Genomic DNA, 23,265 nt, shown 5'->3' with positions numbered 1-23,265 from the left:
CAGACTCACCTTATAATGGCGTCACTATGGTAAAAAAGAACTCAAAAAATAAAGCGGGTAGTAACACTATCGCGCAAAACAAAAAGGCTCGCCACGAATATCACATTGAAGATGATATCGAAGCTGGTATTGAGCTACAGGGCTGGGAAGTCAAATCACTTCGTCAGGGCAAAGCTAACATCGTTGAAAGTTACATCTTTATCCGCGATGGCCAAGCCTACATCAGTGGTATGTCTATTCTCCCGCTAAATCAAGCTTCTACTCATATAGTCGCCGAACCAACACGCGTGCGTAAGTTGCTTTTGCGCCGCCGAGAGCTCGACAACCTTATTGGCCGAGTCAATCGCGAAGGTATGACGTTAGTGGCGCTCTCTTTATATTGGTCTCGCTCTTGGGCGAAACTCAAAGTCGGCGTTGCTAAAGGTAAAAAGCTGCACGATAAACGCGAAGACTTAAAAGAAAAAGACTGGGCAAGAGACAAAGCACGAGTTATGAAGAGTAACTTGCGCTAATCTTAACCACTTGAACTTTCAACTACTAGACACGCTTAGCTTTTCTGGTACTATGAAAAATAACACTTGGGGCTGATTTAGGATTCGACAGGAATTTTGAAGTCTGAGGTGCATGCCGTGGGGCGGTTGGCCACGTAAAAAGCCGCAAAAAAATAGTCGCAAACGACGAAAACTACGCACTAGCAGCTTAATAACCTGCTGAGAGCCTCTTTGCCCTAGCTTCCGCTTGTAAGACGGGGAATAACAAAGAGTCAAACCCAAACTAGCTAGATCGGATTCTCCCGCCTGAGAGATGAAGTTCGAAATTTAATTCAGGATAGTCATTTACTAGCGTGTCGGTTCGCAGGTACTTGGTGAATTTAAAGATCGACTAAGCATGTAGTACCAATGATGAATGATTTCTGGACGCGGGTTCAACTCCCGCCAGCTCCACCAAACGTTTGGAAAAGGCGATAACTCTTTGAGTTATCGCCTTTTTTTATTTAAAGATTCAGGAAGTTACCTTCTGTACTAACGCTTGGTACTAGAGTTTCTCCATACTGAGGCCATAGCTTATCTAACCGTCCTTTACTCCGCAGGTTGCTTAATTCTTCGATGCACATATGGCGAGTCGTTTTGACCAACTCTAATCTGCAGCACTAGGGCCCCCTAAAAAAGCAGCCACTCACAAAAAGGCGGGGAAACTAAGCGATCCAGATTCTTCAGTACCATTCATCAGTACAACTGCACTTTTTCCGAATTGTTTTAGAACCACACGTAAACAGCCCTCGCAATGTAACGCTAAGGGCTGTATAAAATCTAACGTTATATAATGAGGTGATTTTCGCTTAGCGCTCTACGCGTTTAACAAGTCTAATCTCATCCAAGTATCCCACAAGTTCATCGCTTGGTTCGCCAGAGTAGCTTATTGAAAATTCATCTACTCGCACTTCAAACCCATTGTCCTTGTATTGATCGTGTGCCATCAACTGGTCGTTGGTATAATCATCAGTATTAACCTCCATCAGAGCAAACAATTCAAGCGTGTCATTATCATCGGTATTAAAATCGATAGTAACCTGGCGAAAACAGCTTTTAACACTCCCCATATTGGCATCATCAAGCGCACTCACATGGACACGTCTATCTACTTCTATTGCTCCTTCATCAGGTTGGCGTAATCCAAAATGTAATGTGCTAAGTGAACCATCGCCTTTATTATCACAATAATAAACTGATGCCGTCATATCAGTATTTAGTGGTAAACCTCTGATAACCTGACTAAGCCCCGGTTTTGATTCAAAATCATGAAATAGCTCACTGGATTTATAACGAATTCTTGCCGAACCATTTTGCCCTTCAGTGTCATTAAACGCACTGTCTCCAGAGCTTCCGACATCACCATTACCAGCGCTACTTCCTTCATAAGTAATCCAGACATCACTGCTTCCTGAATTTTGTCGCCAAAGCCCTAATTGAGGATCAATTACATTGGCAAATAGTTGGACACTATTGGGCAAACTGAGTGTCAGATCAGCGTTACCACCACTAAGGGAAACGAATTCTTTATTTATCCACGTATATTCATCTGTTTTTGCTTGTCCTTCTAACGTAACGTCATCACCGACTGAAATACGATAAGCGCCCTTAACAAACGCAGATACGTTATAGCGGGTATTGGCCGTTAACGTCACAGCTTGTGACAATTCACTGTTCGCACCAACCATAATACTGCTGTTGCGTGAAAATGCGTCTGTACCTTCGATTAACTGGGTGTTTTGATAGGACCACCCCTCTAAACCTTGGTCAAACGAAGCATTATTTAAAGGGGATTCAATCATGATGGCCACTGGTTTGGATAACGTATAGTTAACCGGGCCAACATTCTCATAGTCTAATGGAGCATAAATCGCTTCACTAGAGAATGGCTCATCAGCTCCTACGAGGGTTGTTTCACCACGAATTTGACCGTCTAAATCAATATAAACTGCCTCAAACTCTCCTTTCTCATAATCATTGACTGCATCGAGGTTAGGCGAATCATTCGATAGACGATAAACACCGGATTGGTCTTTTTCTAATGCTGCAGAGGCAAATTCAAACCCAGGCTCACCAACTCGCAAACTGTCACTATCTGCAAAAGCCTGCCCGTAGATAATATTGCCCGTGATCTGCGAAGAAGAATCAAAGCCTCGCGCCGACTGAGTCAATACAGGGCCAATAGCCAGATCGACTAAATTATTAGCAAGGAACACTTGTTTAGGGGCTGATGATTTACCGCCACCGTCGATATTCAGACTGTTGACACTATCTACAATCGTATTATGCGCAATATGAACATTAGAAAATTCTTGGTACCCATTATCACCATTACCTGCACCATCGGACCCCATCATCACAATACCGCCATGATGTGTGGTATCTTTGTAGCGAGCGCCTTCTATGTAATTGTTAGTGACCGTGTGATCGCCATCAACCAGACGGATTCCACCAGCCAACGGGTAATCTTGTCCAAAGAAGAAGTTATTACTAATAGTCGCACCGCCACCATGCCGAGTCGTGACTGAACCATAACTATTGCGAATCGTGTTAAAGCTAATTGTATTGTTTGTGCCTTTGTTTGAAACAATTTCCGCCTCACCCTGAATATTCTCGAAAAGGTTCCCAACAATGAATGAATCACCGTCATAGTGATGCGTATCGCTTAGTCCCGTTCGTATCGCCTCATAATTATTGTCGCTACTTTGTGCATACATTTGTCCTTTAGCAGGAGCACGGTTCGCAATGTAGTTGTTATAAACAATAATACCCTGTGCTAGCTCCGCAACCTTAGTGGCTTCATCCCAGCTGCTATCTACCCATCGGTTGAATGAAATCATTGGCGATGCGGTGGTTTTACCGCTCAAAATACTATGATCCAACCAGTTGTTTTTACCATAGATATGAATCCACTCTCCCGACGTCGTATCATCTGAACTAATGCCTTTATCAGTATCCACATCAATAATCGCAATTTCAGTAATTCGACAATGGTGACAAAGATCGCCTGTACCAAAACGAGTGCTGATCAAGTTACTACTTGAGCTTGATGCACCATTGAAAACAAATCCTTGCAGCTGAACGTAACTGCCACCCATAATAATTTTTGCCGAACCTGTTATCGCCACTTTCCCTGAGTTTTGGGCTGCGACTTTAATCACATTGTCTTCAGTGCCAACCCCACCAAAGGTAATGTCTAGATCGTTATAAATACCGTCAGCTAAGCAGAACGTAGTGCCTGCCGACATCTCTTTTGATACTGCACTTTCTAACGCAGAAGTAGAGGTGAATATCTCGCTACAAACCACATCTGGAACGGATAAAATAGCGGTAGGAAGAATATCGGCAATGACGTCATGATTTTCACCTTCAGTCACTTCACCCGGAGGCGTAGGTTCAAGCGGAGGCGTGACGCCAGATGTGCTATCTCCTGTGGTATTAGAATCGCCATTACAACCCGCAAGTAATGTCGCTATGATCATAAAACTCAGTTTACCCAACTTCATATTCACTCCATGTAAAGATGTCATATTGTAGTTTTGTAATACAATCTTACATAAAGAGAGTTTATTCTGTGATTCTTTACTCATTTCCGTATGGTATGAAACACATTGATAGGGTTACACATTCATTCTGTGATTCAAATCTAGGGGGCACACCTATTGAACGGTGATGTTGCTAAAGCGTAGGTTATTCAGAAGCCAAAATTCTACGATAACGTAAACGCCGGTATTTTTAGCAACAACTGCTTTAAAACACGGATAAATAGACCGTTAAGACTCAACGTTCACCTTCTTCACCAAATATACAAAAGGGCGATAACTCTTTGAGTTTCCGCCCTTTTATTAAATGTTTGTTTACTTATATTTTGTAAGTACTAAGCGCCGCTATATCTCCAACACCTACGCCATGTTCACCTTACTCATCCGGCTTTTTAGTTCTAATATCCACGTAAGGCCAGTAGTGGTGCCCGACTCGAATCAATAAGGTTGCGGCCGCTAAAATAAAGGCGGCTACCGATAGCCAAACAATTAAAACGGCATCTAGCTCCTTCATACCCAAGGTTATATAACGAGCGATTGCCATCATAGCGATGTAAATTGGGTAGCGGACTGGGATTTTTCCGTTCACCACAAACTGCTGAACCATAGCGAGAACTTCAAGATAGATGAACATCAATAGAATATCGGTCAGTTGAACCCGACGCTCAGTAAAGACGTGCATAAACTCTTCCATCATGGCAAACAAGGTCGCCAGCGTGATGGCAACTAAGAGCACCGCTTCCAAGACGTGAAAGACTTTTAGAAAAGGTTTACTAAAAGATTTCGGTAAGTGAGAAGGCATAATCAATCTTCAAAAAATAATATATCTAACTTCTACAATAGCATGCATCTGTATAACTCGCGCTAATTCAGTATATTGCGCTTAGCCAGCTAAGCGACACGCCACCTGATTTTCATGATTTAAATTCGGCTGATTATGCCTGAGTGTCGCCTTTGTTAATTTGAGCTATCTTCAGCGCACCCCCGCTCTATCAACGCTAGGCAACGGTGAAGCTCATCGTCTGACATTTCAAGTAATCTATCACCCACGTACCACTCTATATAGCTCTGTTGAGGTAACATTCCTTGCTGAGGGTTTCCAATCCATACGCTGTATTCTGTTGCCAACTTGTCACGTAGCTTACAGGCTTGCTGCTGACTAAGAGGCAGATGTATATGTAACATGTTTGCTTGAGGCTGCGATGGATTCGGCGTAAGTGATGGATACTGTTCTAACATCGCATATATCTGTTGAGTTCTCTCAAATAACTTAGGCAAGACACTGAGTTTTTGCTCAAACTGCATCGCCGCAGTCACAATATAGGGGGTACGGTGATACACACTTCCTCCCTGTCGGTGCATCCAAACACGAGCTTTCCCTATAAAGTCCTTATCCCCCACCAGCATTGCACCACCAAGTCCACCTATGCCTTTGTACAACGACACATAAACCGAATTAAAGCCCATTGCGATCTCGTTATAAGGCTTCTGATAGAATGCGGCCGATTCCCATAAACGAGCCCCATCCATATGCAAATGAATACCCTGAGATTGACAATAACGCTTGATCTCTTCTAGCTCATTAAAGGTAGGGAGCTGGCCTCCAATTTCCCTCATCGGCAATTCATAAAGCACGGCGGCAAGACGATCAGGAATCGAAGCAATAGCCGATACTGTCCAAGGTTGGTAGGGTTTTCCTACTGGCAATAAATTGAATCTATGTTGTAGCTGATAGCCCTGATTTTCATGCAGATAAATATGGCTAGAAGAGTGCATAGCCACATTATGACACTGGCGCTCTTCGCACGCTATTTGGAGGGCGGTGGGCTGAGCCATGGTTCCTGTAATAACAAATAGACCTGCTTCAAAGCCTAATAAGGTAGCAATCTTTTGCTCGAATGCTTGAATATGTGTTCCTTCACCATATCTATCATGCTCGACTCCATGTTGCTCACACCATGTCGCCATCTCTGTAAACATTTGAGCCGGCGAAGGTTCTCGATTACCCGGTAGTACAACCCTACACTTACCCTGCATTTTCTATCCTTACTTTGTCTATCGCGCCCAACGAATCCACTTTGCGATAAGTCATTAATCTTGATATGACATTATCAAATAAGGCGAATATTGATGATGGCGCCATCAGCTTTGCGCTATTAATACATAAATCTCGAGCCAATTAATACTCAGGCTCTTTGATAGTGAGCTCTAAACGTACGAGGTTCATTTCATCAACGTGAGATACTTGCCCATTTACAGTCTCTAACCCTAATCGCTGACAAACCGCGATCGCCGCTTCATTCCCCTTACGTGTTTCAGCAAAAATCGAAGTAATCGGGAAATGTTGAATGCCAAACGTAATGAGCGCCGACATCGCTTCAACGGCGATACCTCGTCCTTGTCGATCAACAGCAAGACCAAAACCAATTGATGCGCAGTTATCTGCCTCTAGACGAAAAGCAGCAGTACCGATTACTTGATGACTTTCTTTTCCTTCAATCACTAATTGGAACTTAGTACGAGGGCGTTGCTGTGACTGCTCCACAAACATCTCAAGTAAATGGGCATTAAATTCTGGTGAACACTCTTCTTTTGGGTAAAATGTTTGATATCTGGGATGTGAGGTGATCGTGAGCCACGCCTCAATATCACCAAGCTGGAAATCTCTTAAAATGAGTCGTTCGGTTTCTAGCGTAAATTCCATTCTTTTCTCTTTAAATTCCGGTCAACAGACAGATCGCAAACGTCAGAAATATTGCGGTTTTTCTCAGCCTATTAGATAGCCAATTCGATGCTAGGTTCCAATAAATAGTGTCTTACTTTTGAGGTCTGTTTGAGCAAGCAAAAATTCGTAAGGTTTATAGCTCTCTACCAATAACTTTATCATTTAATATTAATAAGTTAACAACCAACACAAGCGAGGTGTTCGCGTTTTCTGTGACACATAGTGTAGAACAGTGCACTCTGTTTAGCTTCTCCGCGCTATGGGATTCACATTCTATAATTGAAAAAATAGAGGGTTATCGTACTTCCGAAAAGCAACCTATCCTTAACTTGACATACAATGAATATGTCACCGACCAAGTGTGTTACCCCTCCTAAAATACGTCTAGTTCAATAATAAGCGCCTTGCTTCTTTTCAAGCTGCGAAAAAATCGCTACCATTTGCTCGTCGTTAAGACATTCATTTTATTCTCAGGGCGGGGTGAAATTCCCCACCGGCGGTAAATCATTCAATTGATAAGCCCGCGAGCGCCTATCTCCTTACGAGTTAGGGTCAGCAGATCTGGTGAGACTCCAGAGCCGACGGTCATAGTCCGGATGGGAGAGGATAAATATACCCACTGTCACTTCGCTATACACACGTTAGTGTATATGAATAAAAGTGCGCGACACACCGCGTGCATGTGGGTATAGAGATTGACTGCATTGCGTTAACCGCAATGCAGTCAATCTCGCGTATCTTTTGGACCCTTTAAGGTCCCCATACCAATGCCCTGATTCTGGTATTTTTAATTCGGAGTATTACCATGAATCAGAACCAAACCTCACTACTATCAGAATTCGGCACGCCTCTAGAGCGTGTAGAAATTGCACTTGCTGCGTTACGCGAAGGTCGTGGCGTATTGCTACTCGATGATGAAGACCGCGAAAACGAAGGCGATATTATTTGTTCCGTTGATCACTTAACTCATCAACAAATGGCACTTATGATTCGCGAAGGTAGCGGTATTGTTTGCCTTTGCATCAACGATGAACAAGCAAAACAGCTCGACCTGCCACCAATGGTCACGAACAATAACAGCGCTAACCAAACCGCTTTCACGGTTTCAATTGAAGCCAAAGTTGGTGTCACAACCGGCGTTTCAGCCGCTGATCGTGTCACGACGATTAAAACGGCGTGTGCTCAGCAAGCAAGACCTGAAGATCTTGCCAGGCCAGGGCACGTGTTCCCACTAAGAGCTCGTAAAGGCGGAGTCCTGACTCGTCGCGGCCACACAGAAGGCACAATTGATCTGATGCAAATGGCAGGATTATCACCATTTGGCGTATTGTGTGAAGTTACAAATCCAGATGGAACCATGGCTAAAGCGCCAGAAATTATCGAGTTTGGTAAGGTGCACGATATGCCCGTTTTAACCATTGAAGATATGGTCCAATACCGTTTGGCGACCACAGAGAAATCTGCGTAATCCAAACACAGAGCTCTCTAGTTATAGAGAGCTCTGCTATTTATCATTTCAACATTTAATCATCCAGCGTTATGGGTGTGCGTATTGCATGGCCTATTTAGCTTATCCTTCCAATATCCGCGGTTACTTTCCCCTATATCGCTGTTGTAATCGTCAGTTTCAACACGAATCATAAAAGGGAGACCAATAGGCCCCCTTAAGCATTATTCATTTAAAACCGTTGCTATCACTATTGGCAAAGCCCCAGTGACTTCCAAACACCCCATTCTCCTGACTTCTCGGGATCATCACCTTGTGTCCACCATTTAGCTTGATAATTCTGACCGTTATACACCACTTGATCGCCACCATTGTATACGGCACTGGCGTCCCATGAATTTGGACAACTCGTACTACCACCGTTATCGGCCATCACTTTAACCAAATGAATGGCCGTTGATGTATGCGAACCATCGCTCACACTAAGCGTAAATTGATAATCGGTATCTAACGTTACGCTAGGCGCAATAAAACTAAGGGTACTGTCTTGACTCGTGACATTAAGCGTCGCTGGCGCTTGCCAAGAATAAGTCAAAGGATCATTATCAGCATCACTTGAACTCGAGGCATCTAACACTACATTATCACTCACAACCGCTGTCGTCGTGCCAGATACTCGTGCGATAGGCGCTGTATTTAACGGTGGCGTATTTTTAGGCACTACTGTAATCAGTACATTGTCAGAATTAACAGCGCCTTCATTGTCTGTTACTGTCAATACAAAGCCATAAGTCGTAACTTGTGCCACTTCAGGTACATCAACGTTGAGTGTTATGCTACTTTCACCGACTATAGCTAATGGGCTACCTAAAGTCTGAGTCCAAGCGTAACTAACAATAGTGCCATCACTATCTGTTGAGCTGGAACCACTGAGTGAAACCAAGACCGGCCCCTCTACATTTTGGTCAACGCCCGCATTTGCGACAGGCGCTCGATTACTTGGCGTGCCACCAGCGAGTCCTTCATGCATGGCATTGAGAATATCGCCATTATCAGCATCTATCTCCCAAGAAAATAAACCCGCTAAACCTAAGCTGCGAACATAGGCTCCTTTGGCTTTTACTGATCTATCATCATCAAACGTAATCAGTTCTCCCGTGGTTTGGTTCCATACATAGGCGGCTTCAGCCTGCTCGTCGTATCCGTACTCATAACCATTAATGCCGGTATTGTTAGCGCCTAACATGAAAGACTTAATGCCCTTATAATCAATCACGCCCGCTTCCCACACACCTTGAGCACTTGTACCCGTCAGTTTGCCCGTTGCTGATCCGGTCATTGGGTCAGAAGGATCGGACAGCGTATCCGGCGTTACCCCTTCCCAGCCACGACCATACATGGCCGCCCCTAACACCAGTTTACTCGCAGGTACCCCTTGCGCTAGCAGCAATTGAATACCATAATCCGCGGTATAAGCTGGCCCTTTATATGGCACACCTTCAGGATCCACACCGGTACCATCACATTGACCAGCGGTCATAAAGTTACCGCAATACAGCGCAGCTTGATGGCCAGGGACGTTGTTCCAACCACCATAAAAGTCGTAAGTCATGGCAAAGATATAATCCATATATGGAATCGCATCAGCATAATTTACGTCTTCAATTTTATCGTGACCCACGCCAATGGCCGAAGTCAGTTCATAAACTCGTCCATATTCGACTTCAAGCTCATCAAGCATCGCTCGGAGTTCTCTCATAAGTGCCACATAAGCAGGTCCATCTTTCAACGGATCACCTAAATCCTCCGCGGCTCCATCACCACCCGGATACTCCCAATCAATATCAACGCCATCATAGAATTTCCACGTTTTCAAAAAGCGCTTCACTGAAGCAACAAACGTATCTCGGTGGGCTTTATCGGTAAAACTGAATAAGGGATCAGACAGTGTCCAGCCACCGATTGAAGGAATAATTTTCAAGTCTGGATTGCGCTGTTTGAGCGCCATCATCATCGCATAGTTACCTTTAATCGGAGTGTTGTAATCGTGTCCCGCTTGAGCAAAGCTTTTCTGATAAGCCGCCCATGGGTCATGAATGACCACTTCATAATCTGGCACACCACTACAGGCTGTTTTCAGAGCATTAAAACTATTCCCCCCTACCGATTTTACTGACTCATTAGGTCCACAAATCGGTATGAATCCATACAGTATATGAGTTAAGTTATCGGCAGGAATATTGTCAACAGTGTAGCCACGACCGTAAATCCCCCACTCAACAAAATACGTACCGACAACCGTGTTTGGGTCGGTGTTAAATGCTTTGTTGTTTGGATCAATGTTCATTGTGATTGGCGCTAGATGTGACCCATCAGTATCCGCCACAACTAATTCCATCGCAGCACTTTTACTACACCCGCTCGCGTCACATGCTTCTATCACCATTTGATATCGGCCACCTTGAGCATACGGAAAATTCGCGGTGGTTTGACTGCCTGTAATAGGTCCAGTCGCAACATTAACACCATCAAAATAAACGTTGTAGGTATCCCCAGAAGTGCCACTCCATTGATTGAAGGTTATGTTGATTTCAGCAAGCTCGTTATATTGCACCATCTGGTTGTAACCAGATGTGGTCTCCATCGCTAACTGAATCTTAGAAAACTGGAGGTTATTTGACCCCCAGAGATCGATAGAGGGTTTCGCTGGCGCTGCCCAAGAAGCACTGTTTACAGCAAGTGCTAATGTTGAAACGCCCAATACGATACTATTCATTATTGTCTTCTCTATTCCCTGAAAAACTAAAATCTGCCCAAAAGCTCTTCTTCTGGGCATCGAAGTTAGTATTGGAAATAGAGATAATTTTCAGGTTAAAAATCAAGCAGCTCTCGAGTGACAACTCAGAAAAAAGAAGCTTGCAGCACGTTTTTTCATCTGCAACTTTATCTTCTGCACAAAAATTAGCCACTATCATTACGAGTAGAAAGAGAAGCGATTTTAATTCGTCCCTTTGTCTACTGATTACTCGAGCATGTTGATCCGTGCGTGAGACTGGCTCTTTATTACTGGAAAAAAACACGTACTTGTATAACAATGTCTTTTCTCATTAGTCGGGGAGCATTACTGCTGAGATCACCATAGGTGAGACCCGTTGAACCTGATTCAGTTAACACTGACGTAGGGAACTGATCGACATTGCTCACCACGCAGTTACCCTGCGCTAGTGGTAATGCGCTCGCTCCTACGTTGGCGAGGAGCACTATAATGGCAACCCTTTCTAACACGACCCCAATTGTTCTGACTATCGCTGGCTCTGACTCAGGAGGTGGCGCTGGTATTCAAGCCGACATCAAATCCATTTCTGCCACTGGTGGCTATGCCTGTTCTGTCATTACCGCATTAACCGCGCAAAACACACAAGGCGTCTCTGGCATCTTGGGTATCGCCCCTTCATTTGTTGAAGCGCAGCTAGACGCGGTTTTTTCGGACCTTAACGTCATGGCAGTAAAAATCGGCATGCTCGCAGATGCCGATATCATTCAAGCCGTCGCCAATAAGATTAAACAATACCAACCTCCTTATGTTGTACTTGATCCCGTTATGGTCGCAACAAGTGGTGATCTCTTGCTTGAGTCCAGTGCCATTGATGCGTTGAAATCAGAACTATTGCCACTGGCCACCATCATCACACCTAACCTACCAGAAGGTGCCGCGTTGCTAAATCGCGCGATACCGCAAACTGAAGCAGAAATGCTTGAAATGATTGAAGCACTGAGAAGCCTTAATACCGCAACAATATTACTCAAAGGGGGACACTTAGAGTCAGAAGCCACCAGCACCGATTTACTCATCACGGGCGAAGAGGTCTCTCGCTTTGAAACCACACGAATCCACACCAAGAACACCCATGGAACCGGGTGTACACTAAGCTCTGCTATTGCGTCTTTCCTTGCACAAGGTCAAGATCTTCCAAGTGCAGTGCAATCAGCCAAACACTACATCACCCAAGCGATATCCCATGCGGATGAACTTTCCATTGGGCGCGGTCACGGCCCGGTTCACCATTTCTTTGCACGCAACTAATGCCTAAGTCCGCCATGATTGATATTGAATTGAGTCACGCGACTCTTACGTATTTAGGGGACGAGCAACCTATCTTCTCAAACCTGAACGTCCACTTTGAATCCGGGACTTGCACCGCGATCTTAGGACCCAGTGGTTGTGGAAAAAGTACATTACTTCGCTATGTTGCCGGTTTGCTGAAAGACAAGGTCCATTTTGGCGGACAGCTCACATCGTCACCTGAAATAGACATTGCTCAGTCGATCGCTTATATGGCGCAGCAAGATTTATTGATGCCATGGCTCAATGTTATCGACAACGTCTGCTTTGCTTCTAAGCTTCATGGCGAAAAAATTACACCGAACATCACCAAGCGAGCACTGAATTTGCTCAATAAAGTTGGACTAGAAAGTAAAGCCTACCAAGCCGTCTCCGAACTATCTGGTGGACAAAAACAGCGCGTCGCATTAGCTCGGACACTGATGCAAGACAAACCGATCGTTCTAATGGATGAACCGTTTTCAGCACTAGATGCGGTCACCCGCTACAAACTACAAAACTTAGCCGCCTCTCTCCTAGGTGGAAAAACGATCCTATTAATCACTCATGATCCACAAGAAGCATTAAGGCTTGGTCATCAAATTGTTGTGATGAACGGCACGCCTGCAACACTGCACCCTATAACTCCGCCTACCAATGCCGTACCTAGAGACATTGATGCTCAATTTGCCTCTATCCAACAGCAAATTTTAACGCTCTTGGAGGTAGACAATGACACTGCTCAATAAATTAACCGCGTCTTCTCAACATAAATCTGAGAAGACAAACTATGGTTCATCTGTTGTTAAATCACAGTCACTCAGTTCATTTACTCGCATGTTCGTTAGTACCTTAGTGATCTTGGCGATATGGAAAGCCATTGTTGTCTTATTCAATATGCCAAGCTTTATTCTTCCGTCACCGGAAGATGTCGCATCTAAGCTAATCAGTCGACATGACATCTTGCTAAAACACACGTGGGTTACCGCAAAAGAAATCCTGCTAGGTCTGCTACTCGGCCTCAGTATGGGACTGTTCTTTGCGCTGCAAATGCTGTTTTTTAAACCCATCAAACGCTGGCTTTTACCGATACTCATTGCCAGCCAAGCCATCCCAGTTTTTGCTCTCGCGCCGATATTAATGCTATGGCTAGGCTATGGCATCGCATCAAAAGTGGTGATGGCAGCACTCATTATTTTTTTCCCCGTCACCACCTGTTGTTACGACGGACTGCGCTCAACCCCAACTGGGTATCTTGACCTTTCACAAACCATGGGAGCCAGTCGCTGGCAACAACTGTGGCGAGTTCGCTTACCCGCGTCTCTACCGGTATTAGCTTCAGGCATTCGTGTCGCGGTAGTTATCGCGCCGATTGGCGCGGTCGCTGGTGAGTGGGTGGGCTCAAGTGAAGGGTTGGGTTACCTGATGCTACAAACCAATGCTCGAATGCTCATCGATGAAATGTTTGCAGCTCTGTTTATCTTAGCGGCCTTATCTGTGTCTTTGTATTTTATCACTGACACACTACTAAAACGCTTTATCCCTTGGGACAACAAACAATAACCTTGGGACAACAAACAATAATCAAAAGGAAGATTTATGATATCTACGTTTAAAAGAGGTTCAGCAGCCCTATTGGCTATGGCCATAGCTTTACCATCACAAGCCGCTGAAAAAGAACTGACTTTGATGCTCGACTGGTTCGTCAATCCGAACCACGGGCCAATTGTCATCGCCAATGAAAAAGGCTATTTCAAAGAACAAGGGCTGAAGGTCAACATCCAAGAGCCAGCAGACCCTAGCACACCCGCAAAACTTGTTGCTGCCAATAAAGTCGATATTGCCGTCTCTTACCAGACCAGCCTTACCATCGATGTTGCAGCAGGTTTACCATTAATCCGCAGTGCAACACTCATCGCTACCCCGTTAAATACCATGATGGTCATTGATAATGGCAAAATTAACACCCTTGCCGATCTAAAAGGGAAAAAGATCGGTATTGCGATTGCTGGCAATGAAGAAGCCACCATTGGCACTATGTTGCAATCACAAGGTGTTGACTTTAAAGACGTCAAAATCATTAATGTCGGCTGGGCGCTATCATCATCTCTCGCATCTGGACAGGTCGATGCTATCTGGGGTGGACTGCGTAACTTTGAAACCAATCAACTTGAACTTGAAGGATTTAAAGCCAAAGCCTTTTTCCCGGAAGAACATGGTGTACCAACATATGAAGAGTTAGTGTTTGTCGCCAATGCCAACCATTACGATAAAGCGACGCTGGCTAAGTTTAACCGCGCGATAGAGAAAGCCACGACCTACATTGTTAACCATCCACAAGACTCTTGGAATGAGTTTGTCGCCTATGCTCCAGACACGCTAGACAATGAGCTCAATAAACGAGCATGGCGCGATACACTGCCTAGATTTGCGCTGCGTCCATCTGCCATTGACATCAAGAAATACGACGCGTTTTCTGAGTTTATGTATCAACACAAGATTATCTCAACACAACCTAAAGCCGAGACTTTTGTTCCCGTGCTGTAACGAACCTTTTCAGAACGCCTCTAGACGTACGATCTGTCACGCGCGAGGCGTTTAATCGGCAAATATTACCTTCTCAGCTTTCACCTAACGCCTCAATAATTTTAGGAAAAACAATGAATCATCAAGATCTTATTCATGCATGCCAAGAAGAGTGGCAAGCGTATACGCAACATGACTTTGTTCAACAACTCGCTAACGGAACACTTCATCCAACCGCTTACTTACACTACCTAAAGCAAGATTTCTTATTCTTAAAACAGTATGCTCGAGCTTATGCTTTGGCGATTTACAAAGCGAAAACACTGGCGCAAATGCGCGAAGCAGTCCCAAGTGTACTGGCGTTACTCAACAGTGAAATTGCGCATCACGTCACCTATTGCAATCAATGGGGAATCAGCGAGTCTGATATGGAAGCCGAGCAAGAAGACTTTGGTACTGTGGCTTACACGCGCTATGTACTAGATGCTGGTATGACTGGTGAATTAGTGGATCTTTACGCGGCACTCGCGCCTTGCTCCATTGGCTACGCGGTGATCGGTGCTGAACGAATCAAACATGCTGAGACAGTATTAGAAGGCAATGCGTACCGCAGTTGGATCGAAATGTACGCCAGCGAAGAGTTTCAATCAGGGGTAACCACAGCCATTCAACGCTTAGATTCTCTACTCGAAGAAATCGACATCAATAGCCAACGAGCACAAGAATTAATACACGTATTTAAAACAGCTACTCGAATGGAAATTGCCTTTTGGCAGCAAGGGTTAGACGCCGTATAACCCATTAAATTGGCCTCTTATGAGGCCAACCTTTATCTCGCCCATCACAGCAAAATACAAACAAACCACATCATATAACCCACTTGGTGAAATTTTGTGCTAACTGTCACGGGTTAACATAAATTTTACAACTCCTATTAACAACGCGGTCACAATTCGTTAGGATGGCCTCGCTTGCTTTATAAAATTAAACACTCGCACTTAGATTTTCTCATGCTTTTCGTACAAGCAAGGACGATTGAGACAGTCTATTTCATAACAAGAATATTCAGCTCGTAACGCTAATTGCTTTACGTTATCGAATATTCACCCGAGCTTTACAGGGAAGAACTATGCAATCATTTGTTGATCTTTTGAACGGGATTATCTGGAGTCCCGCTCTTATTTATTTATGTCTTGGTGCAGGCCTGTTTTATTCAGTGCTTACCCGTTTCGTACAAATCCGTCATTTCTTTGAGATGTGGCGACTACTGCTGTCAGGAAAAAGTTCTGACAAGGGCATCTCATCATTCCAAGCACTGGCCGTTTCGCTGTCTGGGCGAGTCGGTACTGGTAATATTGCAGGTGTCGCAGCAGCCATCGGTTTTGGTGGACCTGGTGCCGTTTTTTGGATGTGGGTGGTGGCGTTCTTTGGAGCCGCGACGGCTTATATTGAATCGACGCTTGCTCAAATCTATAAAGAGGAAGATGAAGGCCAATTCCGTGGTGGACCAGCCTACTATATTGAAAAAGCAATGGGTCAAAAGTGGTACGCATGGATTTTTGCGATTGCGACTATTTTTGCCTGCGGCGTGTTGCTGCCGGGCGTTCAGTCTAACAGCATTGGTAATGCCGTTGAGACCGCATTTGGCACCGGCCCAATGATTGAAACGGCTATCGGTACCTTTAGCTTCGCCAAAATTTTCACCGGTACGGTTATTTCAATCATCTTAGGTTTCATTATCTTTGGTGGCGTGAAGCGTATAGCTAACTTCACTCAAATTGTTGTGCCGTTTATGGCACTGGCGTACATCATCATTGCCTTCGTCATCATTCTTCTGAACATTGGTGAAGTCCCAGGCATTGTAAGTATGATCATTGGAGATGCCTTCACGCCAATGGCTGGATTTGGTGCTGCCATTGGTTGGGGTGTAAAACGTGGTGTTTACTCTAACGAAGCAGGTCAAGGTACAGGACCGCACGCAGCGGCCGCGGCTAACGTCGATCACCCTGCTCAACAAGGCCTAGTACAAGCGTTCTCAATTTACATTGATACGTTACTCGTCTGTTCTGCGACGGCATTCATGATACTCATTACCGGTGCTTACAATGTGCACGGCGGCGGTGAAGAAGCTTTCCTTGTACAAAACCTAGCAGCAACCGTTGGAGCTAACGGCCCTGCATTTACTCAACTGGCGATTGAAAGCACCATGCCGGGCGTAGGTAAGTTGTTCATTGCATTTGCACTATTCTTCTTCGCCTTTACGACGATTTTGGCGTACTACTACATTGCCGAAACCAACATTGCCTACATTCGCCGTACTTTTAAAGTAAGTGGACTGATGTTTGTGTTAAAAATGGTGATCATGGCCTCGGTGTTCTACGGTACCGTTAAGGCTGCCAACCTTGCTTGGGCCATGGGTGATATTGGTGTTGGTCTTATGGCCTGGCTCAACATTGTCGGCATTGTGATCATTTTCTTTATGGGCAAACCTGCACTTCTAGCACTCAAAGATTATGAATCACAGCAGAAGAAGGGCGTTAAAGATTATACGTTCAACCCTGTAGCATTGGGCATTAAAGGTGCACATTATTGGGAAGGGAAGTATCAACGACGCACTGGTAAAGTCGCGACGTCAGACACTGACGCAGGCGATGAGGTGAACACTCAAACCCAGTCTTGAGTACTTAGCAATAATTTAGCTCTATGCTAAATCAGAGACAAGAAAAAGGGGGGAGCATTCGCTCCCCCCTTTTATCATCCATCGTTCCCGAAATGAATGAATTCGAATTTATGCTGCAATCTCTTGCGTTGGTACTTCTTGCCCAGATGCAGCCGGTTTTTTCTCACCAATTGGCATCACTGTGCGACCATACTCATTGTTAATGACTTGCGCCATAGCAAAGTAAATTGCGCTCGCGCCACAGAAGATTCCTTCAAATCCAGCAATGGTACCGATAAGCTCGCTACCCGTGAAATCACGAGCTGCTAGCAAGAAGAATAGAATGGTTAGAGACCCAAATACCACTTGCTTAGCCACTGGGTAGCACAAAGAACCAATGAACATGAAACCAGTAAAGATACCCCATAGCAATAGGTACCAACCCATAAAGCTCGCAGGGCTTGCTGGTAGGCCCATATACGGCATGACAATTAAACCAACCAGTGTTAACCAAAACAGACCGTAAGAGGTAAAGGCTGTCGTACCGAAAGTATCACCTCGCTTAAAGCACATCATACCCACAAGAACCTGGCTAAGACCGCCATAAAAAATACCCATAGCAAGAATCATTGAATCGATTGGAAAGAATCCAGCATTATGGATATTCAAAAGAATGGTAGTCATACCAAAACCCATTAGACCTAACGGTGCTGGGTTTGCGAGTTTATTCGACATGTCAAAGAGCCCTGTTTCAAATTTAGTGATAAAAGTTATAGGAAAATTTTAATCTATTTCTGTGATAAGCAGCAGATCTCTTATCTGCAATCTTAGATTGATAATTTGTGCTTATTATTTGGCACGTTATCATTTCAGTAAGTATTGTTGAGACTTGAATCGTGTAACGTCGGGTGGATAGTTTGCTTTTGCGCAATATGCCTAGGCTCCAAGATCACCAGACACAAAAAAACCGGCCTAGGCCGGTTTTTTTTAACATTGAATGATTATTCCCATTCAATGGTTGCAGGTGGTTTGCCCGAAATGTCGTAAACAACACGTGAAATGCCATTTACTTCGTTAATAATTCGGTTAGAGACCTTACCTAAGAAGTCGTATGGAAGATGAGCCCAATGCGCTGTCATGAAATCTATGGTTTCAACAGCACGTAAAGACACAACCCAATCGTACTTACGGCCATCGCCCATTACGCCAACAGAGCGTACCGGAAGGAATACAGTAAAGGCTTGAGATACTTTATTATACAGATCGGCAGCGTGCAGCTCTTCGATGAAGATAGCGTCAGCACGACGCAGCAAATCACAGTATTCTTTCTTAATTTCGCCAAGAACGCGAACACCTAGACCTGGACCTGGGAATGGGTGGCGATAAAGCATGTTGTATGGAAGGCCTAATTCAAGGCCGATCTTACGGACTTCATCTTTAAACAACTCACGTAATGGTTCAACCAGACCCATTTCCATGTCGTCTGGCAAACCGCCAACGTTATGGTGAGATTTAATGACGTGTGCTTTACCGGTTTTAGATGCTGCCGATTCGATAACATCAGGATAGATGGTACCTTGCGCCAACCATTTAGCATTCGATAGCTTCTTAGACTCTTCGTCGAAGATGTCAACGAATACGTGACCAATGATCTTACGCTTCGCTTCAGGATCGCTCTCGCCTTCTAAAGCGGCTAAAAAGCGCTGCTCAGCTTCAACATGAATAATGTTTAGTCCGAACTTATCGCCAAACATCTCCATCACTTGCTCAGCTTCGTTTAAACGAAGTAAACCGTTATCTACGAATACACATGTCAGCTTATCGCCAATCGCGCGGTGCGCTAGCATTGCCACTACAGATGAATCCACACCACCAGATAGCCCAAGGATAACTTCGTCATCGCCCACTTGCTCTTTAATTCGAGCAACCGCATCTTCAATGATAGATTCTGAAGTCCACAGTCCTTCACAACCACAAACGTTAAGAACAAAGTTCTCCAACATTTTTAGGCCATTTTTTGTGTGCGTGACTTCAGGGTGAAATTGAACACCGTAGTATTTTTTATCTTCGTTTGCCATTGCCGCGTAAGGGCAAGTCTCTGTTTGCGCGGTTTTCACAAAGTCAGATGGAATTTCAACAACTTTGTCACCGTGACTCATCCAAACATCTTGAGTCGTTTCAAGATCTTTGAACAATGCAGATTCGCCAGTTACTTGTACGGCTGCATAGCCAAATTCACGCTCATCAGAGCCCGCAACTTTACCACCAAGCTGCTCTGCCATGGTTTGCATGCCGTAGCAAATACCAAATACTGGCACACCTGAATCGAACACATATTGAGGCGCACGTGGTGAATTAGCTTCGGTCACACTTTCAGGGCCACCAGAAAGAATAATACCGTCTGGGTTGAATTCGCGGATGTCCGCTTCTTCGACATCCCAGCTCCAAAGTTCACAGTACACACCGATTTCACGAATGCGGCGAGCTACAAGTTGAGTATATTGAGAACCGAAATCTAGGATTAGAATTCGTTGGTCATGAATATTTTTCGTCATTTTAGGCAATCTTATAAGCTAAGTGTTGAAAACGGAGGCGAGTTTACTCGCCTCACATCTATGCTTCAAGGAAAAAAGCAAACGTTTACGTAAGAATTATTCTTACCAACGTTGAATTAACCTAAACGGTAGTTCGGTGCTTCTTTAGTAATCTGAACATCGTGAACATGCGATTCGTTCAAGCCTGCGCCAGAGATACGAACAAACTCCGCTTTAGTACGCATATCTTCAATCGTCGCAGAACCAGTAAGACCCATGCTTGAACGAAGACCACCCATTTGTTGGTGAACGATCTCTTTAAGACGACCTTTATAAGCAATACGACCTTCAATGCCTTCAGGAACGAGTTTGTCAGCGGCATTATCAGTTTGGAAGTAACGGTCAGAAGACCCTTGAGACATGGCGCCCAAAGAACCCATACCACGATAAGCCTTGTAAGAACGACCTTGGTAAAGAATGACCTCACCAGGTGCTTCTTCAGTACCAGCAAACATAGAACCAACCATCACACAAGATGCGCCAGCAACAATCGCTTTACAGATATCGCCAGAGAAACGAATACCGCCATCAGCAATGACTGGAATACCGTGTTCATTAGCCACTGATGCTGCATCAGCAATCGCGGTAACTTGTGGTACACCTACACCAGTAACAATACGAGTCGTACAGATTGAACCAGGGCCGATACCGACTTTAACTGCGCTCACACCTGCATCGATCAATGCTTGTGCACCTGCAGCTGTTGCCACGTTGCCGCCAATGATTTCTAGATCCGGGTAAAGAGCACGAGTGTCACGAATGCGTTGAAGTACACCTTCAGAGTGGCCATGTGAAGAATCAATAAGCAGCACGTCTACACCAGCCTCAACCAAGGCTTTAACACGCTCTTCATTACCAGCACCTGCACCAACGGCTGCGCCTACGCGTAAACGACCTTGTGCATCTTTACATGCGTTAGGCTTACGTTCTGCTTTATGGAAGTCTTTTGCGGTGATCATACCGGTTAGTTGGAACTCGTCGTTAACAACAAGTACTTTTTCAACACGTGCACGATGCATTTCTTCTTGAACGTCTTCACGTGATGCACCTTCTTTAATCGCGGCTAGACGCGATTTAGGTGTCATTACAGCTTCAACTTTCTTACTTAAATCAGTAACAAAACGAACATCACGACCAGTGATGATACCAACAAGTTCGTTGGTTTCTGTTACAACAGGGAAACCTGCAAAACCATGTTTCTCAGTCAGCGCTTTAACATCGGCAATGGTCGCTTCAGGACGAACCGTTACAGGGTTAGTGACGACGCCTGCTTCAAAGATTTTAACGAGACGAACTTGCTCGGCTTGTTGTTCGATAGACATGTTTTTATGAACAAAACCAATACCACCTTCTTGCGCTAGCGCAATCGCTAGGCGAGCTTCAGTCACTGTGTCCATAGACGCAGAGATCATCGGAATATTAAGATTGATATTCTTGGTCAACCGAGTGCGAAGATCGGCTGTATTCGGGAGAACGGTGGAGTGTGCTGGAACGAGTAGTACGTCATCGAACGTCAGCGCTTCTTTGGCAATTCTTAGCATTTGCAATATCTCACAACAGAGGAGTTTAAGGAATTAACCCACCCTTATCGTTTCGCATAATAAGGGGTTTGGGCTAGATATTGCGGTGGGATTATACGCTGCACGTAATCGCTTGGCTACTCATTTTTCTACTTTTTATTTGCATTATATACCTTGATATGTATTATGTTGTCGCTAATTTCCATACTCACGTCTTAGAGATTAGCTGTGTCCCTTTCTCCACGTTCCGTATCGAATTCCCCTGTGAAAAATCAGAACATTTTTACTGTTTCTCGCCTCAATGCAGAAGTTCGCTTATTGCTTGAAAATGAAATGGGGATTGTCTGGTTAGTTGGTGAAATTTCTAACTTTTCTTCTCCCGTTTCTGGCCACTGGTACCTCACTTTAAAAGATGCACGCGCGCAAGTTAAATGTGCCATGTTTAAAGGCAGTAATCGCCATGTCTCCTTTAAACCCATCAATGGTAACCAAGTATTAGTTAAAGCTCGTTTATCGCTATATGAACCACGTGGTGACTATCAGCTGATCATCGAGTCAATGCAGCCAGAAGGAGACGGACGGTTACAGCAAGAGTTTGAAAAGCTAAAAATGTCATTGGCTGCAGAAGGCCTTTTCACGCAGTCGTTGAAGCGCCCACTTCCCACGCACCCCAAACGTGTTGGAGTCATCACCTCTAAGACAGGTGCTGCGCTTTACGATATCTTAGACGTACTAAAACGCCGCGATCCAAGTTTGCCTGTCGTCATTTACCCAACAACGGTTCAAGGTGAACATGCCGCGATTGAAATCGCGCAAGCGATAGGGCGCGCAAATAGTAGAAATGAATGTGACGTGCTGATCGTCGGTCGTGGCGGCGGCTCTTTAGAAGATCTATGGTGCTTTAATCACGAAATCGTCGCTCGAACCATTGCGGCAAGTCAGATCCCGATCATTAGTGCGGTAGGCCATGAAATTGATGTCACCATCGCCGATTATGTCGCTGATGTGCGTGCACCGACTCCAAGCGCTGCAGCAGAGCTAGTCAGCAATGATACATCGCACAAAAAGCAATCGCTAACCACCAAAGTACAGCAACTGCATAATGTGTTTCGAGTGTACCTTGCAGAGCAAAAGCACCAATTACATCAATATATCCAAGCTTTAAATTCGCTGCACCCTAAACATCAGCTGCAACGACAAAATCAGCGACTCGACGAAGCAGAATATCGATTAACTGCCGCTATCCTCAAACGCTTATCACAAGAGGCGATGCGCCTAAAAGCAAAAGAGCATCGCTTGGCACTAAACTCCCCGGTAAAGAAACTCCGTGAACAGCAATTTTTATTGCAACAAAGTGAGCAACGTTTAAAGCAAGCTATGCAGCGTCAGCTCGTTCAACTACGCCATCAGTATACGGTCAGTGTAGAAAAACTCGATACGGTAAGTCCACTCGCGACATTGAGACGCGGCTATTCGATAACCCAAGACTCGACGGGCAACGTGATGACTTCAGCTTCGCAAGTAGAGGTGGGTCAGTCCATTACGACCAAACTCGATAAAGGCACGATTGAAGCAACCGTGACAGCCATCACTACGACTTAGTCGCCTAATGCAAGCCTA

The 23,265-nt window shown here is 44.7% G+C and carries 16 protein-coding genes, 1 other RNA gene, 1 pseudogene and 2 riboswitches; of the genes and pseudogenes, 10 read left to right on the top strand and 8 right to left on the bottom strand.

Going from position 1 to position 23,265, the window contains the following annotated elements; translation table 11 throughout:
• Nucleotides 1-26: 26 nt before the first annotated feature.
• Together smpB and ssrA are read left to right on the top strand one after the other, a co-directional pair.
• Nucleotides 27-512 carry an SsrA-binding protein SmpB gene (gene smpB / locus M9196_RS14810; protein ID WP_250618305.1) on the top strand — a complete coding sequence of 162 codons (486 nt, stop codon included), beginning with the start codon at nt 27-29 and terminating at the stop codon, nt 510-512.
• Between the two features lie 68 nt (nt 513-580).
• Nucleotides 581-947: a transfer-messenger RNA gene (gene ssrA, locus M9196_RS14805) on the top strand.
• A gap of 392 nt (nt 948-1,339) precedes the next feature.
• Here ssrA and M9196_RS14800 read toward each other — a convergent pair.
• From M9196_RS14800 to M9196_RS14785, 4 genes are all read right to left on the bottom strand, one after another.
• Entirely contained in the window at nt 1,340-4,036 is a 2,697-nt protein-coding gene (locus M9196_RS14800; RefSeq protein ID WP_250618304.1) for a polysaccharide lyase 6 family protein, read from the bottom strand.
• A gap of 412 nt (nt 4,037-4,448) precedes the next feature.
• The gene (locus M9196_RS14795; RefSeq protein WP_250618303.1) at nt 4,449-4,874 is read right to left on the bottom strand and encodes a phosphate-starvation-inducible protein PsiE; all 426 of its coding nucleotides are present in this window, start codon (nt 4,872-4,874) and stop codon (nt 4,449-4,451) included.
• A 155-nt stretch (nt 4,875-5,029) separates the two neighbouring features.
• The gene (locus M9196_RS14790; protein WP_250618302.1) at nt 5,030-6,109 is read right to left on the bottom strand and encodes a threonine aldolase family protein; all 1,080 of its coding nucleotides are present in this window, start codon (nt 6,107-6,109) and stop codon (nt 5,030-5,032) included.
• A gap of 142 nt (nt 6,110-6,251) precedes the next feature.
• Nucleotides 6,252-6,776, bottom strand: a complete 525-nt coding sequence (locus M9196_RS14785; RefSeq protein ID WP_250618301.1) for a GNAT family N-acetyltransferase — start codon at nt 6,774-6,776, stop codon at nt 6,252-6,254.
• A 483-nt stretch (nt 6,777-7,259) separates the two neighbouring features.
• Nucleotides 7,260-7,409, top strand: a riboswitch (FMN riboswitch).
• Nucleotides 7,410-7,602: 193 nt separating this feature from the next.
• Here M9196_RS14785 and ribB point away from each other — a divergent pair.
• Entirely contained in the window at nt 7,603-8,265 is a 663-nt protein-coding gene (gene ribB / locus M9196_RS14780) for a 3,4-dihydroxy-2-butanone-4-phosphate synthase (protein WP_250618300.1), read from the top strand.
• 229 nt (nt 8,266-8,494) lie between these two features.
• On the opposite strand, the gene M9196_RS14775 is transcribed toward ribB, so the two are convergent.
• Entirely contained in the window at nt 8,495-11,020 is a 2,526-nt protein-coding gene (locus M9196_RS14775) for a glycosyl hydrolase family 18 protein (protein WP_250618299.1), read from the bottom strand.
• Between the two features lie 326 nt (nt 11,021-11,346).
• A riboswitch (TPP riboswitch) is annotated at nt 11,347-11,446 on the top strand.
• A 63-nt stretch (nt 11,447-11,509) separates the two neighbouring features.
• Here M9196_RS14775 and thiD point away from each other — a divergent pair.
• The 6 genes and pseudogenes from thiD (at nt 11,510) to M9196_RS14745 (ending at nt 17,552) form a co-directional block, all read left to right on the top strand.
• On the top strand, nt 11,510-12,328 hold the full coding sequence (gene thiD / locus M9196_RS14770; protein ID WP_250618298.1) for a bifunctional hydroxymethylpyrimidine kinase/phosphomethylpyrimidine kinase: 819 nt from the start codon (nt 11,510-11,512) through the stop codon (nt 12,326-12,328).
• The gene (locus tag M9196_RS14765) at nt 12,328-13,095 is read left to right on the top strand and encodes an ABC transporter ATP-binding protein (RefSeq protein ID WP_250618297.1); all 768 of its coding nucleotides are present in this window, start codon (nt 12,328-12,330) and stop codon (nt 13,093-13,095) included. Before thiD ends, M9196_RS14765 begins: the two co-directional genes overlap by 1 nt.
• Nucleotides 13,096-13,192: 97 nt before the next feature.
• A pseudogene (locus M9196_RS14760) lies at nt 13,193-13,909 on the top strand (ABC transporter permease); the annotation flags it as partial.
• A 36-nt stretch (nt 13,910-13,945) separates the two neighbouring features.
• Complete coding sequence (locus M9196_RS14755) at nt 13,946-14,893, top strand: ABC transporter substrate-binding protein (RefSeq protein WP_250618295.1); 948 nt, start codon at nt 13,946-13,948, stop codon at nt 14,891-14,893.
• Between the two features lie 113 nt (nt 14,894-15,006).
• Complete coding sequence (gene tenA, locus M9196_RS14750; protein WP_250618294.1) at nt 15,007-15,669, top strand: thiaminase II; 663 nt, start codon at nt 15,007-15,009, stop codon at nt 15,667-15,669.
• A 332-nt stretch (nt 15,670-16,001) separates the two neighbouring features.
• Nucleotides 16,002-17,552 carry an alanine/glycine:cation symporter family protein gene (locus M9196_RS14745; protein ID WP_250618293.1) on the top strand — a complete coding sequence of 517 codons (1,551 nt, stop codon included), beginning with the start codon at nt 16,002-16,004 and terminating at the stop codon, nt 17,550-17,552.
• Between the two features lie 108 nt (nt 17,553-17,660).
• Here M9196_RS14745 and M9196_RS14740 read toward each other — a convergent pair whose 3' ends face one another.
• From M9196_RS14740 to guaB, 3 genes are all read right to left on the bottom strand, one after another.
• On the bottom strand, nt 17,661-18,296 hold the full coding sequence (locus tag M9196_RS14740) for an acetate uptake transporter (protein ID WP_406707690.1): 636 nt from the start codon (nt 18,294-18,296) through the stop codon (nt 17,661-17,663).
• A gap of 236 nt (nt 18,297-18,532) precedes the next feature.
• Complete coding sequence (gene guaA, locus M9196_RS14735) at nt 18,533-20,086, bottom strand: glutamine-hydrolyzing GMP synthase (protein WP_250618291.1); 1,554 nt, start codon at nt 20,084-20,086, stop codon at nt 18,533-18,535.
• Between the two features lie 116 nt (nt 20,087-20,202).
• The gene (guaB, locus tag M9196_RS14730; RefSeq protein ID WP_250618290.1) at nt 20,203-21,666 is read right to left on the bottom strand and encodes an IMP dehydrogenase; all 1,464 of its coding nucleotides are present in this window, start codon (nt 21,664-21,666) and stop codon (nt 20,203-20,205) included.
• Nucleotides 21,667-21,909: 243 nt separating this feature from the next.
• On the opposite strand from guaB, the gene xseA reads away from it, so the two are divergent.
• Nucleotides 21,910-23,247: an exodeoxyribonuclease VII large subunit gene (xseA, locus tag M9196_RS14725; RefSeq protein ID WP_250618289.1), complete on the top strand. Its 1,338-nt coding sequence runs from the start codon at nt 21,910-21,912 to the stop codon at nt 23,245-23,247.
• Nucleotides 23,248-23,265 lie beyond the last annotated feature (18 nt).

The sequence above is a fragment of the Vibrio methylphosphonaticus genome (assembly GCF_023634655.1).
GTDB lineage: Bacteria > Pseudomonadota > Gammaproteobacteria > Enterobacterales > Vibrionaceae > Vibrio > Vibrio methylphosphonaticus.
This window is presented reverse-complemented; position numbering and strand designations above follow the sequence as displayed.

Coding starts and splice junctions, on each gene's coding strand:
- smpB (WP_250618305.1), top strand. CDS start 27: ATGGTAAAAAAGAACTCAAAAAATAAAGCGGGTAGTAACACTATCGCG.
- M9196_RS14800 (WP_250618304.1), bottom strand. CDS start 4,036: ATGAAGTTGGGTAAACTGAGTTTTATGATCATAGCGACATTACTTGCG.
- M9196_RS14795 (WP_250618303.1), bottom strand. CDS start 4,874: ATGCCTTCTCACTTACCGAAATCTTTTAGTAAACCTTTTCTAAAAGTC.
- M9196_RS14790 (WP_250618302.1), bottom strand. CDS start 6,109: ATGCAGGGTAAGTGTAGGGTTGTACTACCGGGTAATCGAGAACCTTCG.
- M9196_RS14785 (WP_250618301.1), bottom strand. CDS start 6,776: ATGGAATTTACGCTAGAAACCGAACGACTCATTTTAAGAGATTTCCAG.
- ribB (WP_250618300.1), top strand. CDS start 7,603: ATGAATCAGAACCAAACCTCACTACTATCAGAATTCGGCACGCCTCTA.
- M9196_RS14775 (WP_250618299.1), bottom strand. CDS start 11,020: ATGAATAGTATCGTATTGGGCGTTTCAACATTAGCACTTGCTGTAAAC.
- thiD (WP_250618298.1), top strand. CDS start 11,510: ATGGCAACCCTTTCTAACACGACCCCAATTGTTCTGACTATCGCTGGC.
- M9196_RS14765 (WP_250618297.1), top strand. CDS start 12,328: ATGCCTAAGTCCGCCATGATTGATATTGAATTGAGTCACGCGACTCTT.
- M9196_RS14755 (WP_250618295.1), top strand. CDS start 13,946: ATGATATCTACGTTTAAAAGAGGTTCAGCAGCCCTATTGGCTATGGCC.
- tenA (WP_250618294.1), top strand. CDS start 15,007: ATGAATCATCAAGATCTTATTCATGCATGCCAAGAAGAGTGGCAAGCG.
- M9196_RS14745 (WP_250618293.1), top strand. CDS start 16,002: ATGCAATCATTTGTTGATCTTTTGAACGGGATTATCTGGAGTCCCGCT.
- guaA (WP_250618291.1), bottom strand. CDS start 20,086: ATGACGAAAAATATTCATGACCAACGAATTCTAATCCTAGATTTCGGT.
- guaB (WP_250618290.1), bottom strand. CDS start 21,666: ATGCTAAGAATTGCCAAAGAAGCGCTGACGTTCGATGACGTACTACTC.